This window comes from Peribacillus sp. AS_2 (genome assembly GCF_026891895.1).
Lineage (GTDB): Bacteria > Bacillota > Bacilli > Bacillales > DSM-1321 > Peribacillus > Peribacillus frigoritolerans.
The window spans coordinates 17,143-30,928 of the sequence record NZ_JAPTGA010000001.1 but is presented as its reverse complement, the minus strand read 5'-3'; the positions used below and the strand labels follow the sequence as shown (position 1 = coordinate 30,928).

The 13,786-nt window shown below is 41.8% G+C and carries 15 protein-coding genes; 1 reads left to right on the top strand and 14 read right to left on the bottom strand.

Features of this window, described 5'->3' with window-relative positions:
- Window positions 1–80: 80 nt before the first annotated feature.
- The 10 genes from dnaB to OTG27_RS00100 form a co-directional block, all read right to left on the bottom strand.
- Entirely contained in the window at window positions 81–1,445 is a 1,365-nt protein-coding gene (gene dnaB / locus OTG27_RS00145; protein ID WP_034316139.1) for a replicative DNA helicase, read from the bottom strand.
- A 140-nt stretch (window positions 1,446–1,585) separates the two neighbouring features.
- Window positions 1,586–2,035 carry a 50S ribosomal protein L9 gene (rplI, locus tag OTG27_RS00140; protein WP_034316140.1) on the bottom strand — a complete coding sequence of 150 codons (450 nt, stop codon included), beginning with the start codon at window positions 2,033–2,035 and terminating at the stop codon, window positions 1,586–1,588.
- Window positions 2,032–4,002 (bottom strand): DHH family phosphoesterase, encoded by a 1,971-nt coding sequence (locus OTG27_RS00135; RefSeq protein WP_053536992.1) that lies wholly within the window; start codon window positions 4,000–4,002, stop codon window positions 2,032–2,034. The genes rplI and OTG27_RS00135 overlap by 4 nt, the downstream gene beginning before the upstream one ends.
- A 41-nt stretch (window positions 4,003–4,043) precedes the next feature.
- Complete coding sequence (locus OTG27_RS00130; protein ID WP_268935907.1) at window positions 4,044–4,991, bottom strand: YybS family protein; 948 nt, start codon at window positions 4,989–4,991, stop codon at window positions 4,044–4,046.
- Between the two features lie 237 nt (window positions 4,992–5,228).
- A complete protein-coding gene (gene rpsR, locus OTG27_RS00125; RefSeq protein ID WP_053348323.1) occupies window positions 5,229–5,468 on the bottom strand; it encodes a 30S ribosomal protein S18 in 240 nt (79 codons plus the stop codon).
- 48 nt (window positions 5,469–5,516) lie between these two features.
- Window positions 5,517–6,041 carry a single-stranded DNA-binding protein gene (ssb, locus tag OTG27_RS00120; protein ID WP_057278276.1) on the bottom strand — a complete coding sequence of 175 codons (525 nt, stop codon included), beginning with the start codon at window positions 6,039–6,041 and terminating at the stop codon, window positions 5,517–5,519.
- A 69-nt stretch (window positions 6,042–6,110) separates the two neighbouring features.
- On the bottom strand, window positions 6,111–6,395 hold the full coding sequence (gene rpsF, locus OTG27_RS00115; RefSeq protein ID WP_034316153.1) for a 30S ribosomal protein S6: 285 nt from the start codon (window positions 6,393–6,395) through the stop codon (window positions 6,111–6,113).
- Between the two features lie 194 nt (window positions 6,396–6,589).
- Entirely contained in the window at window positions 6,590–7,690 is a 1,101-nt protein-coding gene (ychF, locus tag OTG27_RS00110; RefSeq protein WP_034316156.1) for a redox-regulated ATPase YchF, read from the bottom strand.
- A gap of 166 nt (window positions 7,691–7,856) precedes the next feature.
- Window positions 7,857–8,054, bottom strand: coding sequence for a DUF951 domain-containing protein (locus OTG27_RS00105; RefSeq protein ID WP_034316158.1), 198 nt, complete (start codon window positions 8,052–8,054; stop codon window positions 7,857–7,859).
- 20 nt (window positions 8,055–8,074) lie between these two features.
- Entirely contained in the window at window positions 8,075–8,911 is an 837-nt protein-coding gene (locus tag OTG27_RS00100; protein WP_063574571.1) for a mechanosensitive ion channel family protein, read from the bottom strand.
- Between the two features lie 371 nt (window positions 8,912–9,282).
- On the opposite strand from OTG27_RS00100, the gene yyaC reads away from it, so the two are divergent.
- On the top strand, window positions 9,283–9,918 hold the full coding sequence (gene yyaC / locus OTG27_RS00095) for a spore protease YyaC (RefSeq protein WP_053536995.1): 636 nt from the start codon (window positions 9,283–9,285) through the stop codon (window positions 9,916–9,918).
- 49 nt (window positions 9,919–9,967) lie between these two features.
- Here yyaC and OTG27_RS00090 read toward each other — a convergent pair whose 3' ends face one another.
- The 4 genes from OTG27_RS00090 to noc form a co-directional block, all read right to left on the bottom strand.
- A complete protein-coding gene (locus OTG27_RS00090) occupies window positions 9,968–10,669 on the bottom strand; it encodes a DUF554 domain-containing protein (protein WP_268935906.1) in 702 nt (233 codons plus the stop codon).
- 52 nt (window positions 10,670–10,721) lie between these two features.
- Window positions 10,722–11,582: a ParB/RepB/Spo0J family partition protein gene (locus OTG27_RS00085; RefSeq protein WP_063574570.1), complete on the bottom strand. Its 861-nt coding sequence runs from the start codon at window positions 11,580–11,582 to the stop codon at window positions 10,722–10,724.
- Window positions 11,575–12,336, bottom strand: coding sequence for a ParA family protein (locus tag OTG27_RS00080; protein WP_034316249.1), 762 nt, complete (start codon window positions 12,334–12,336; stop codon window positions 11,575–11,577). The genes OTG27_RS00085 and OTG27_RS00080 overlap by 8 nt, the downstream gene beginning before the upstream one ends.
- Before the next feature lie 260 nt (window positions 12,337–12,596).
- Window positions 12,597–13,457, bottom strand: coding sequence for a nucleoid occlusion protein (gene noc, locus OTG27_RS00075; RefSeq protein ID WP_034316169.1), 861 nt, complete (start codon window positions 13,455–13,457; stop codon window positions 12,597–12,599).
- Window positions 13,458–13,786: the final 329 nt, after the last annotated feature.

Sequence of the window (13,786 nt, the reverse complement as noted above, 5' to 3'; positions counted from 1 at the left end):
TTCTTTTTCTATTATCATTAGGGCCTTTCTTTTTCCTGAAACAGAGAAAGCCCGCCATTGCATGAATGGCAGGCAGTCCCCTATGCGCCGGGAGACATCGAATCATCATCGAAGCGGCGTTCGAGATTGACGAATTTATTATATTCTTTTACGAATGCAAGCGAAACCGTGCCCACCGGACCATTACGCTGTTTCGCTATAATGATTTCAATGATATTTTTATTCTCGGATTCTTTATCATAATAATCATCACGGTATAAGAATGCGACGATATCAGCATCTTGCTCGATACTCCCGGATTCCCGGATATCAGACATCATCGGGCGCTTATCCTGACGCTGCTCCACTCCCCGCGATAGCTGGGAAAGGGCGATGACGGGCACTTTAAGTTCCCGAGCCAGCGCTTTGAGTGAACGTGAAATCTCGGATACCTCTTGCTGACGGTTGTCGCCTGAACGGCCATCGCCTTGAATTAACTGCAGGTAATCGATCAATATCATGCCAAGGCCATGTTCCTGCTTCAAACGACGGCATTTTGAACGGATTTCACCAATCCTGACACCTGGCGTATCATCGATATAAATGCCGGCATTCGACAAGCTTCCCATCGCCATCGTCAGTTTACGCCAATCCTCATCAGTTAAGGAACCTGTCCGTAAATTCTGGGCGTTGATATTCCCTTCAGCACAGAGCATACGCATAACGAGCTGCTCTGCACCCATTTCAAGACTGAAAATCGCTACATTCTCCTCCGTTTTGGTCGCAACGTTTTGAGCGATGTTCAATGCAAAAGCGGTTTTACCAACCGAAGGACGGGCACCAACTATGATGAGGTCATTACGCTGGAACCCCGCTGTCATTCGATCCAGTTCAGCAAACCCTGTCGGTATTCCCGTGACATCCCCTTTACGGGTAGTCAAAATTTCTATGTTATCGTAAGTCGCAACCAATACATCCTTAATATTTTGAAAAGACCCGGAATTCTTACGCTGGGCCACTTCCATGATCGTTTTTTCTGCTTCACCGAGCAGCTCCTCGACCTCGTCCTCGCGACTGTAGCCTTCCTGAGCGATGTTCGTAGCAGTCCTTATCAAACGGCGCAGCAATGACTTCTCCTCGACGATGCGGGCATAATATTCAATATTGGCCGCGGTAGGCACCGATCCAGCCAATTCACTTAAATAAGAAACCCCGCCAACTTCTTCAAGGTTTTTTGTCGCAGCCAATTCCTCTGTCACCGTAATCAAATCGACAGCTTTTCCTTCGTCATTCAATTTAAGCATCACATTAAAGATCTTTTGATGAGAGCTTCTATAAAAATCTTCCGGAATCAAAACTTCCGATGTAACGGTCAATGAAGAGGGCTCAAGAAAAATGGCTCCTAGCACAGCCTGTTCGGCTTCTATATTTTGAGGTGGAATCCTATCCTGAAATTGTTCTATCATATCTTAAAACCTCCCATTCTAAGAGGATACCTTTTATATGTTTCTAGTAAAAAAGAAAAAAGTGAAAGGACAACATGCCCAATCACATTTTTCGTCTATCTCTATTTTATCAATTTTTCACAGATATGAAACAGCTAAAATTAGTTAATTTCTTTCACATGCACAGTCAGTGTTGCAGTGACTTCAGGATGAAGCTTCACCGGAAGCTTTGTATGCCCTAAAGTGCGGATGCCTTCAGCAAGCTCCATTTTACGTTTATCAACCTTGATACCGTGTTTTTTCTGAAGCTCAGATGCAATTTGTTTAGTCGTGATGGAACCGAATAAACGCCCGCCCTCACCGGCTTTGGCAGATAGTTCAACCGTTAATTTCTCCAGCTGCACTTTCAATTCTTCAGCCTGCTGCAGCTCTTCTGCTGCAAGTGATTCTTCTTTATTTTTCTGTGCTTCCAAAGTTTTCACGTTTGAATTATTTGCTTCAACGGCCAATCCTTGTTTAAGCAGGAAATTATGTGCATAACCATCCGCAACATTTTTAACTTCCCCTTTTTTCCCTTTACCTTTAACGTCTTTAAGAAATATCACTTTCATTCTTTATATCCCCCTTCTAAATATTCATCAATAGCTGCTTTCAATCGACTTTCGGCCTCATCAATGGAGCATACCTGTTGAGTGGCGGCATTCGTTAGATGTCCGCCTCCATTCAACATTTCCATGATCACCTGTACATTGATATCACCAAGAGAACGCGCACTTATCCCCACCGTATCATCAGACCGCTTAGCCATTACAAAGGAAGCGACAACGCCATCCATCGTCAATAGGGTGTCCGCAGCCTGAGCAATGAGCACCTGATTATGAACCTGATCGGTTTTTGCCGCGGCAATGGCAATTCCCTTTTTATAAAAGATGACTTCTTCAATGAGCTTCGATCGTTTGATATAGGTGTCCACGTCTTCTTTTAAGAATTTCTGGACAAGTACCGTATCAGCTCCATGCGCCCTTAGATATGAGGCTGCATCGAAAGTACGTGATCCTGTTCTTAAGGTGAAGCTTTTCGTATCGACGATGATACCGGCAAGAAGCGCCGTCGACTCCAGCATATCAATTTTTGAGCGTTTCGGCTGATATTCAAGCAATTCGGTCACAAGCTCTGCCGTTGAAGATGCATATGGCTCCATATAGACGAGCAATGAGTTTTTGATGAACTCCTCACCCCGCCGATGATGGTCAATAACCACAACCTTATCGATTCTATTCAATAACCGCTCTTCAATCACCATGGAAGGTTTATGGGTATCGACCACAACCAGCAAGGTCTCATCAGTAATCATTTCAAATGCATCATCAGGTGTTATGAACCGGGCATACAGCTCTTCTTTATTTTTGATCTCTTCCATTAGACGAAGGACACTGCTGTCGAGCTGCTGGGTGTTTATGACAATATAGCCTTCACGTTCATTCATTTGGGCAACTTTCAAGATGCCGATCGCTGAACCGATTGCGTCCATATCCGGGTTTTTATGGCCCATGACAATGACTTTATCGCTATCAAGGACTATATCCTTCAATGCATGGGAAATCACACGGGCACGGACCCTCGTGCGTTTTTCCATCGGATTGGTTTTGCCGCCATAGAATTTCACTTTTCCATTCGCTTGCTTTATGGCCACCTGGTCACCGCCCCGCCCTAAAGCGAGATCCAAGCTGGACTGGGCAAGCGTACCTAGTTCCGGCAAGGATGACACGGCCGAGCCGACCCCGATGCTCAAGGTCAGTGGTACATTTTGCTTGGCCGTCGTTTCCCTGATTTCATCCAAAATCGAGAATTTCCCCTTTTCTAGCTGCTGAAGGATATGCTCATTAAAGACAGCGATGAATCGTTCCGAGGAAACCCGTTTAAAGAAAACGCCATTATCCCTTGCCCACTTATCGAGAAGTGAGGTAACCAAGCTATTAATGCTGCTTTTACGCTGATCATCCATACCCTGTGTCAAATCATCATAATTATCAAGAAGAATAATCGCAATTGCCGTTCGCTCATCTTCATATAATTTCTCAATTTCCACTTGCTCCGTCACATCAAAAAAGTAAAGAAGCCTTTCATCACGCTTATGGACCACCTTGAATTTCCGATCGTGGAGCGTAAGTGTCTCTGTCTCGATCTCTTGCTTGATTAACGGTACTATCGAGTCCGCAACATCGTATAGCGATCTTCCTGCCAAGGAATCCTCACTAAAACAAGAAGCCAGGAATGGATTGGTCCATTCAATGTAATAATCCTCATTAAAGAGCATGATCCCAATCGGCATTTCCAATAACGCTTCCTCGCCCACCTTCTTTAAACGGTAGGATAAAGTCGTTATATACTCTTCTGTCTTCCGTTGCTTTTTTTCTACCATTCTTAATGTTAAATAAAATAAACCAGCAAGAATCAATAGTCCAACAAGTGCAATAACCCAATTATAATAAGCCAGTACGCCCAAAAGTAAAACGACTGCGGCCAGCACCCCATACAATGGGGACTTAATCGAGTATTCTTTCAAATAAGATGGCATAGTTTCAGCTCCTAAAAGCATCTGTTTTACAAAAAAGTCTTCTATTCCTTTTTCTTGATTGTCTCCCTAAAGGGAAAGCCTAAATCTATTATACCTAAAAATCGGACGGCCGTCGTTATAATCGGAATCGGCAGAAGCAAAGAAAAAACCACAATTAAAACAGGTATCGCCTTAACCCATGACTTAACATGAGCGATATAGAATATCAGTGAATATCCTTGTAATAAAATGAAGAACTGCAGTATGAAAAATAGGTTCGTTATGGCCATATATACAAAACTGTTCTTGTCCGTATTCACAAAAAGAGCAAGAAGCATCGTAATTAAATAATACCATAAAAGGCTTTTCGGGAGTCGCAGATCTCGAAAATGAGGCCATTTTAACGCCTTATCACTGAACCTCTTCACAATGGGATGCGCTGCAAATAAAATCAATAAAACCATGATGACGGACATCAAGACGAACAAACTTGGCATCAGCGTGTTCATCATATCGATCGATTCATACACCTGCTTTTTGACTTGTTCCGTCGGTGCCTGTCCAAAGGTATCCATAATGCCGATTGAATTTTCAATGGACCCCTCAAGAATGTTCATCGATTCTTCTATGTAATTAACATCCGTAATCAAAACTGAAGCTGCATACATTAATAAAATGCCCCCCAGAAAGACAAGGACTGCGCTTATGAACATAGGTGCCATCGGTTTGTCCTTTTTCAAAAAATAGCCGATCGCAATTCCCGTTGCCCCCATGAGCAAGGTCAGCGGAACAGACAATATCGTCCCGATGAGGATCGACAATAACGAGGCTACAAATAAGTAACCAAGGCTCCACGATAACCTTTGTTTGATTGTGACAAGTATGAATGGAATGGGTAAAAAGAAAGAAGTGAAAATACCCAATGGTGGGATTTGAATGGTGATGAACAATAAAATGCAATATAGTGCCAGAAGTGCTCCGCCCTCGGCAATTCGTCTCCCGCTATTCATCTTTATTTCACCCCCTGTTATGATTGACGTCTTATCTCCACCTTTATATTGTATCCGTTACGGCCAGGATATTTCAAACATCACAGTCTTTTTTGGGATATGATTATTTTTTCTAAGGAAAACGCGCGGATAACTTCCTTCTGAAATAAAAAAAAACCGCAATTCAGCAGTTTTCAGGCAAAAGCAATAACTTATAAAAAAGGCACATTAAGGATAACTCCTCAACGTGCCAATTTATTATTCACCAGATACGTATGGTAGTAATGCCATAGTACGTGAGCGTTTAATAGCAATCGTTAATTTACGTTGATATTTAGCGCTTGTGCCAGTTACACGACGTGGTAAAATTTTACCGCGTTCTGAGACGAATTTTTTAAGAAGATCTGTATCTTTGTAATCAATTTTAGTGATTCCGTTAGATGTGAAATAACAAACCTTTTTACGCTTACCGCGTCCTTTACGTCCACCCATTGCCATAATATATTTCCCTCCCTGCTTTTTTGAATTTTCATTTTAAACGGCTGTTTAAAACGGAAGATCGTCATCTGAAATGTCGATTGTTTTACCGTCATTTGCAAATGGATCATCATCTACACGAGTGTAGTTGTTATTGCTTCGTTGATTCTGATTAGGATTTTGTCCATACGAATTGTTGTCATTTCCGTTATTACCATAACTTCTTTGACCTCCACCGTAAGAACCGCCTTCATTTCTTTCACCCGCTGAACTGCTTCGTGGTTCAAGGAATTGAACGCTCTCAGCCAGAATCTCCGTCACATATACGCGTTTGCCGTCTTGTCCTTCATAATTACGTGTTTGGACACGTCCATCCACGCCAGCTAAACTGCCCTTTTTCAAGAAGTTAGCTACATTTTCTGCCGGTTTACGCCAAACTACACAGTTAATGAAATCCGCTTCACGTTCACCTTGCTGATTCGTAAAACTACGGTTGACAGCTAAAGTAAAGGTAGCTACGGGAACTCCATTAGGTGTATATCGTAATTCAGGATCTTTAGTTAAGCGTCCTACCAAAACTACGCGATTCATCATCAGAATCAACCCCTAGGTTTCAAGCTTGTTTCATGTGAAACAAGATTAGAATTTATATTAATTGTCGAATTAAACTTCTTCTCTAGTAGCCATGTGGCGAATAATGTCTTCACTGATTTTAGCTAGACGATCGAATTCTTGAATCGCAGCACTTTCAGCGTTAACTTTAAGAAGCATGTAGTAACCATCACGGAAATCATTGATTTCATATGCTAGACGGCGTTTACCCCATTCTTTTGCTTCTACTTCCGCACCATTATCAGAAAGGATTGTGTTGAAACGTTCAACTAAAGCTTTTTTAGCTTCTTCCTCAATGTTTGGACGGATGATATACATAATTTCGTATTTTCTCATCACTGTCACCTCCTTTTGGTCTAAGCGGCCCAATTGGGCAAGGAGCAATTATTTATAATTACTCACAAGATAAAATTATAGCATAGTTAAAGAGGCTTTGCAACGAACGGTTCGACTTATTACAATTAAATGTAATCTAATGATTTAAGTCTATAAAAAAGACCCTACATATGGAATGGTAGGGTCTTTGATTCTTATACGTTGAAACGGAAATGGATAACATCTCCATCGTTAACGATGTATTCTTTACCTTCCAAACGAACCTTACCCGCTTCTTTTGCGGCACCATGACTGCCCGCTTCAAGTAAATCGGTATAAGAAACCGTTTCGGCACGAATGAAACCGCGTTCGAAGTCCGTGTGAATGACGCCGGCACATTGAGGGGCTTTCATTCCTTTGCGGAATGTCCAAGCCCGCACTTCCTGTACGCCAGCTGTAAAGTATGTTGCCAATCCAAGCAGATTATAAGAAGCACGGATCAGCTGATCAAGACCTGACTCCTCGATGCCAAGTTCAGATAGGAACATTTCCTTTTCTTCACCTTCAAGCTCTGCAATTTCTTCCTCGATTTTGGCACAAATCACGATTACTTCGGCATTTTCCTTAGCGGCATATTCACGAACTTGCTGAACATATTCATTATCGTCAGCATTCGCCACTTCATCTTCGCTCACGTTCGCCACGTAAAGCGTCGGCTTAGCTGTAAGTAAATGCATGCCCTTCACGATTTTTTGCTGTTCTTCGGTAAACTCGACGGAACGTGCAGGCTTTTCATCTTCCAATGCTTCTTTTAAAGCCACAAGGATTTCATGTTCTGCCACAGCGGCTTTATCTTTTTGCTTGGCCATTTTTCCGACACGGTCGATGCGTTTGACAACAGATTCCAAATCGGCAAGGATCAATTCAAGATTGATGACCTCGATATCATCGATTGGATTTACTTTTCCGGAAACATGGGTAATGTTATCATCTGCAAAGCAACGGACGACTTGACAAATTGCATCCACTTGACGGATATGGGAAAGGAATTTATTACCTAAACCTTCTCCTTTACTTGCCCCTTTTACAATCCCGGCGATATCCGTGAATTCAAATGCTGTCGGAACCGTTTTTTTCGGTTTTACCAATTCAGTCAATTTTTGCAGACGGTGATCTGGCACCTCCACAATCCCTACATTCGGGTCGATCGTACAGAAAGGGTAGTTGGCAGATTCCGCACCTGCCTGAGTTATTGCATTAAATAAAGTGGATTTACCTACGTTAGGCAAACCGACTATACCAGCTGTTAAAGCCATTTATATTTCACTCCTTCAAGATGATTCGTACATATGGGAAAAGAACTGATCTTCTATAAAGACCATCCAATACCTAAACCTTTCCCAATTATAGATTTCGCTTCCTAAAAAGACAAGTAAATCATGAGAAACGCCGAACTACTTTCACTCCAAAAAAAAAGCATGATCACTCCTCATGCTTTTGCAGAACTTTTTTCATTTTCTTCGCGAATTCACGTCGAGGCAGCATCACGCTATGACCGCATCCTTCACATTTTATCCGGATATCCATTCCGAGACGTATAATTCTCCACTTATTCACTCCACAGGGATGTGGTTTCTTCATTTCCACAATATCCTTAAGTGCAAATTCCTTTTCTTCCATAATCATGAGCCCCCCAATTCCTATGACTCGCTGCCATTGTACGTAGATTTAATCCCACTTGCATCAAGCGCAGCACTTATTTCTTTTCTTAATATCCTACTGATTTCAATATGATGCATCGGCTTTGTTTCCGCTTTAATCCGAAAGACGATTTCTTCAGGACTGATTTTTTCAATTCCCAAAAATTCAGGTGCTTTGATCAAGGCCTCGTATTTGCCTGCCATACTGTTTAAAAGATCTTTCAGCACCTTCTCAGCACGCTCGGTCGATCCATCGTTAGGTATGGTCACATCAACAATTGCCATACTATTTAAAATGGAATAATTCGTAACCTGGATGATGCTGCCGTTGGGTATGAAGTGCAATTCACCTACACCGCTTTTAATTTTCGTCGTACGAAGCCCGATTTCAATGACTTCCCCTTCAAAAGTATTGATTTTAATATAATCCCCAACCGAGAACTGATCTTCAAAGATAACGAAAAACCCGGTAATTATATCCTTGACCAAACTTTGTGCGCCAAATCCAATGGCCAAACCGAGAACACCGGCACCAGCGAGTAATGGCATCACGTGAAGACCAAGAATCTCCAGAATCATCAACAAGGCAATGAAATTGATGACATAGGTAATGATATTTTCCAGCAATTTAATGAGTGTCGCTTCCCTGCGTTCCGTTACCCGAATGGGACTTCTTAAACGTGCTTTGAAAAATTTATTCAGAATAGTCTTTCCTATTGTAATAATAATACGCGATAACAGCAGAACAAGGAAGATTTTAATAATACCCTCGCCCATCAGCAGCCATATCTTTTCATCCAATATCTCTTTTGCAACACTATCATAAATGCGATCCATATTTTCCTCCTGCCTAATGCAAATAACAGCAAATCTATTATATCTTCGAGGTATTCCTCTACCCTCCATGCATGAAGGTAACCATGAAATAGCGAGATTTTCTCTATTTTATCAATAAATAATGGTTTCTGTACAAAAAAATGATGGGTATATAGTTAATAGAATTTAGAAATTTTATCCCGAACATTCAAATGATTATTTACTAGAAAGTATAGATGAAAGCAATTGGTAGAGGATAACGTCGATTCATATCCCCTTCACCTGTTTGCATGTTTTGCAAAAAATTCCCTCACCCATCATGTTAAATACCGTATATTTTCCCCTTTTTATCCGTATACTGTAATACCAAATAAAGTAAAGGAGTTGAGCCGATGAATCTGAATTCTAGTCTATTTAATAATAATAAAAATAGATTAAGTCGCATCCTGCATGAAGATACGGATGCATCCAAACAAATTTCCCAGGAATTAATCAACCTCCTCCCAACAGGAAAGCTCCAACCAATCGTCATCGTCTGCATAGGCACAGACCGTTCCACAGGCGATTCACTCGGACCACTTGTCGGCACTCTGCTTAGTGAAAAGGCTGAAAACAGTTCTTCCTCATTCCATGTTTATGGTACTCTGGATGACCCTATACATGCGATGAATTTACAGGAAAAATTAAATGAAATTAAAAAGCTGCATGCCAATGCCTTTATAGTCGGAATCGATGCTTGCTTGGGGAAAATGAAAAGCGTCGGCATCGTTCAGATCGGCCAGGGACCAGTTAAGCCGGGTGCCGGGGTCAATAAAGACCTTCCTTCCGTCGGAAATGCCCATATTACAGGAATCGTGAATGTAAGTGGATTTATGGAGTTCATGGTCTTGCAGAACACGCGTCTTAATCTTGTGCTAAAAATGGCGAAAACCATTGCCGAGGGGATTTATGAAGCACAAAACCATTATCCAATAAAACCTTCCATCACTCCTTTCACATGGTCATTCAAGCAAGAAAAAACCCTTTGATCGGTTTTTTCATAAAAAAGAAGGAAGGGGCCAGCCCCTTCCTTCTTTTTTATACATAATACATGAAAGTAACCAGAATGGCCGTGATTATTATGCCCGGAAGCAGATTCGCCACCCTGATTTTGGTGACACCGATAATATTCAAACCAATCGCCAAAATCATGACACCGCCAGTTGCCGTCATTTCCAATATGAAGGAATCCATTAATGCAGATGGGATCATCGTATTGATTTGCCTTGAAAAAACCACCAGGAATCCCTCATAAAGAATGATAGGAAATGCTGAAAAAAGTACCCCTATGCCTAACGTGCTGGCGAGGACAAGTGCTGTGAATCCATCGATTATCGCCTTTGTTATCAAAACGTCATGATCATTCCGGATACCGCTATCCAGGGCACCAATAATGGCCATCGCCCCAATTCCAAATATGAGCGTAGCCGTTACAAACCCCTGAGATATTGAGGTTCCTTCCTTCGCTTTCATCCTGCGTTCAATCCAATTGCCTAAAGAATTAAGCCTGCCCTCAAGATTCATCCATTCACCGAGGACCGACCCGCCGACAATACTTAAAATGACAATAAGGAAATTATCGCTTTTAAACCCCATCTGCAAGCCTAAAACCATCACGGCTAAACCGATACCGCTCATGACCGTTTCTTTAATCTTCTCAGGTATACGTTGTAAAAACCTTCCTAAAATCGAGCCGATTAAAATGCAGGCACCGTTCACCAAAGCCCCTAATAATACCATCTCATCCACCTAATTTTCTGCATATGTCTTCATGTTCTTTTCATAAGGGGATCTAAGAGGAAAGGTTCTCCTGATCGATCAAGTTCAAAATTCTCTCTAAATCTTCTTTTGAAAAGAACTCTATTTCTATTTTTCCTTTTTTCTTGCTTTGTTTTATCGTTACGCTCGTTCCTAGTCTTTCACGCAGACTTGTCTCCCTTTGCTTTATGAAGATATCTTTTTTCTCTTGTTTCTTAGGTTTGGTTTCACGTGAAACGGTATCATTCAATTGATGTATATACTGCTCCAGCTGTCTGACATTCATCCCTTCCTTGAGGACTTTATCAGCTACCGGCTTGAGCATCTCTTTTTTCTTTAAACCCAGCAATGCCCGGCCATGTCCCATGGATATTTCCCCGTCGGAGATATATCTCCTAATTCCTTCAGGCAAAGATAGTAATCTAAGATGATTCGCAATATGGGGACGGCTTTTTCCCAGCCGATTGGCCAGCTGCTCCTGGGTGAATTCCAATTTTTCAAGAAGCGTTTGATAAGCGGCAGCCTCTTCAATCGGATTCAAATCTTCCCGTTGCAGGTTTTCCAAAATGGCCAGTTCCATCATCTGCTGCTCACTCAATTCCCTCACAACGACTGGAACTGTCTTTAAATCAGCTTCCTTTGCAGCACGATAACGCCTTTCCCCAGCCACGATTTCATATCCCTTAATACTTTTCCGGGCAATAATCGGCTGTAATATCCCATGCTCCATGATGGATTGCTTTAATTCCTCTATAGCTTCTAGCCGAAAGCTCTTTCGGGGCTGATAAGGATTTGGCCTTAATTCCCTTAATTTGATTTCGCGCACGATTTCATCTTTACTGATCTCCCCACTGTTGAAAAGTGCGTTAAGTCCTTTGCCAAGCCCTTTAGCCATTTGATACCACTTCCTTTGCCAATTCTAGATAGACCTCCGCCCCTCGTGACTTTGGATCATATATAATTATCGGTTCTCCATGGCTCGGTGCTTCACTCAAACGGACATTGCGGGGAATGATGGTTTGGTAGACTTTATCCTGAAAGTATTTTTTGACTTCTTCTATGACCTGGAGACCTAAATTTGTTCTTGCATCCAACATCGTCAATAGCACACCTTCGATTTTCAAATCATGGTTCAAATGCTTTTGGACGAGGCGGACCGTATTCAATAGTTGACTCAAACCCTCCAATGCATAATATTCACATTGTACTGGGATCAAAACAGCATCGGCAGCCGTTAAGGCATTAAGCGTAAGCAAACCCAATGATGGAGGGCAGTCAATCACAATGTAATCATACTGGCTTTGCACCTCTTCTAACGCCCTTTTTAATCGGACTTCCCTTGAGATGGTTGGAACAAGTTCAATTTCTGCACCTGCAAGTTGAATTGTCGCAGGTATAGCATATAGGTTTTCCACCTTTGTTTCCATGATTACGGTACTGGCCTCAACATCATCAACCAATACATCATAAATACATTGTTCCACATCTGCTTTGTCAATACCTGCACCGCTTGTCGCATTTCCCTGCGGGTCAATATCGACCATTAAGACTTTCTGTCCAATGTATGCAAGACAAGCACTTAAACTGACAGAAGTTGTCGTTTTTCCAACACCGCCCTTTTGATTGGCAATGGCGAGAATCTTACCCACGAATTCACCCGCTTTCAACTATCTTCATGACGCTAAATCTATTGATTTTTACCGTGAATCCAATTATTTCTTTCTATTTTATCATGAATGTTACTGGAAGAAATCGTTTTCTGAAATTCCTCTTAAAATTTGAAATACTTCTAAAAGCATTGAAAATCCAGGAAAAGTTGAATGTTTTAAAAGTGGAAAATGCCAGTTTTGGAGAGAAAATAAAAAAAGCTTGGTAATCGGAGACTACCAAGCGGGCTAAGGATGGGGAATCAAGTTTTTTTCTTGGGTATTTTAATCGTGAACTGGTAATACTCCTCGAATTCTTCTTCCTCTGCATCCAGATTTATTCCATTGTCTGTAACCATACTGAGTGATTGGCGGATGGTATTCACGGCAATCCTCATGTCTTTACTAAACGCTTTTCGCTTAGGTTTCGGCTTCTGCACAGTACCCGTTAAGAGCTTGACGACCTGCTCTTCGGTCTGCTTGACGTTTAACCCTTTTTCGATGATTTCCAAAAGCAGTTTCAACTGCTTTTCAGGACTCTTTAACGGTATCAACGAGCGGGCATGGCGTTCCGTAATTTGCTTTTGAAGAAGTGCATCCTGAACCTCCTGCGGCAGCTTAAGCAGCCGAAGCTTATTCGCCACGGTGGATTGACCAATTCCCAGTCTTTGTGCCAGGGCTTCTTGGGTTAAACTATGCAGCTCCAATAGTTTTCCGTAAGCCAAAGCTTCTTCAATCGGTGTCAGTTCTTCACGCTGAAGGTTTTCTATCAGCGCAACGGAAGCCGTTTCTGTATCGGTGAAATCTTTGATTATAGCAGGTGCCAATTCCCAGCCAAGCTTTTGCATGGCCCGGAAACGACGCTCACCTGCGATGATTTCATATTTTCCCTGACCATAAGCCCTTACTACAATTGGTTGAATGATCCCATGTGTATGGATCGTTTGAGCCAATTCGGCAATTTTATCGTCATTAAAAACGGTCCTTGGTTGAAATCGATTAGGCACAATGTCGGAAATGGAAATTTTTCTTATTTCTTCATTATTATTGCTAGGTGTCTCCATCTCTAGTTGCTCTTCTTCTTTTTCGCCAAACCCAAAGAACCGCGAAAAAGGATGCTTCATCTTCCTACACCACCTTTTAAAACTCCCAAATAACATATTCTCTATTTAAAGGACAAGTCCTGCATACATTTCCCGACATGGTTATACATATGTCCCTTCACTGTAAAAAACATGTCGACTGGCGCCATCAAGGCAATAATGACGGTCGACGGCCAGTTTTTATAAATATCGGCCGGCTTTCCCAAAATTATTTCCCTGAATCAGCAAGCTAAGGGCACACGTCTTAACCTGTACCGAAAATGCCTTCTTGTTGGCAAATGCAGTATTAAGTGAAAATAATAAGGTCATACATTTATAGTAAAAGAAAATAAGGGCAAGTACCAGCCATA

Coding starts and splice junctions, on each gene's coding strand:
- dnaB (WP_034316139.1), bottom strand. CDS start 1,445: ATGATAGAACAATTTCAGGATAGGATTCCACCTCAAAATATAGAAGCC.
- rplI (WP_034316140.1), bottom strand. CDS start 2,035: ATGAAAGTGATATTTCTTAAAGACGTTAAAGGTAAAGGGAAAAAAGGG.
- OTG27_RS00135 (WP_053536992.1), bottom strand. CDS start 4,002: ATGCCATCTTATTTGAAAGAATACTCGATTAAGTCCCCATTGTATGGG.
- OTG27_RS00130 (WP_268935907.1), bottom strand. CDS start 4,991: ATGAATAGCGGGAGACGAATTGCCGAGGGCGGAGCACTTCTGGCACTA.
- rpsR (WP_053348323.1), bottom strand. CDS start 5,468: ATGGCAATGGGTGGACGTAAAGGACGCGGTAAGCGTAAAAAGGTTTGT.
- ssb (WP_057278276.1), bottom strand. CDS start 6,041: ATGATGAATCGCGTAGTTTTGGTAGGACGCTTAACTAAAGATCCTGAA.
- rpsF (WP_034316153.1), bottom strand. CDS start 6,395: ATGAGAAAATACGAAATTATGTATATCATCCGTCCAAACATTGAGGAA.
- ychF (WP_034316156.1), bottom strand. CDS start 7,690: ATGGCTTTAACAGCTGGTATAGTCGGTTTGCCTAACGTAGGTAAATCC.
- OTG27_RS00105 (WP_034316158.1), bottom strand. CDS start 8,054: ATGGAAGAAAAGGAATTTGCACTTAAGGATATTGTGGAAATGAAGAAA.
- OTG27_RS00100 (WP_063574571.1), bottom strand. CDS start 8,911: ATGGATCGCATTTATGATAGTGTTGCAAAAGAGATATTGGATGAAAAG.
- yyaC (WP_053536995.1), top strand. CDS start 9,283: ATGAATCTGAATTCTAGTCTATTTAATAATAATAAAAATAGATTAAGT.
- OTG27_RS00090 (WP_268935906.1), bottom strand. CDS start 10,669: ATGGTATTATTAGGGGCTTTGGTGAACGGTGCCTGCATTTTAATCGGC.
- OTG27_RS00085 (WP_063574570.1), bottom strand. CDS start 11,582: ATGGCTAAAGGGCTTGGCAAAGGACTTAACGCACTTTTCAACAGTGGG.
- noc (WP_034316169.1), bottom strand. CDS start 13,457: ATGAAGCATCCTTTTTCGCGGTTCTTTGGGTTTGGCGAAAAAGAAGAA.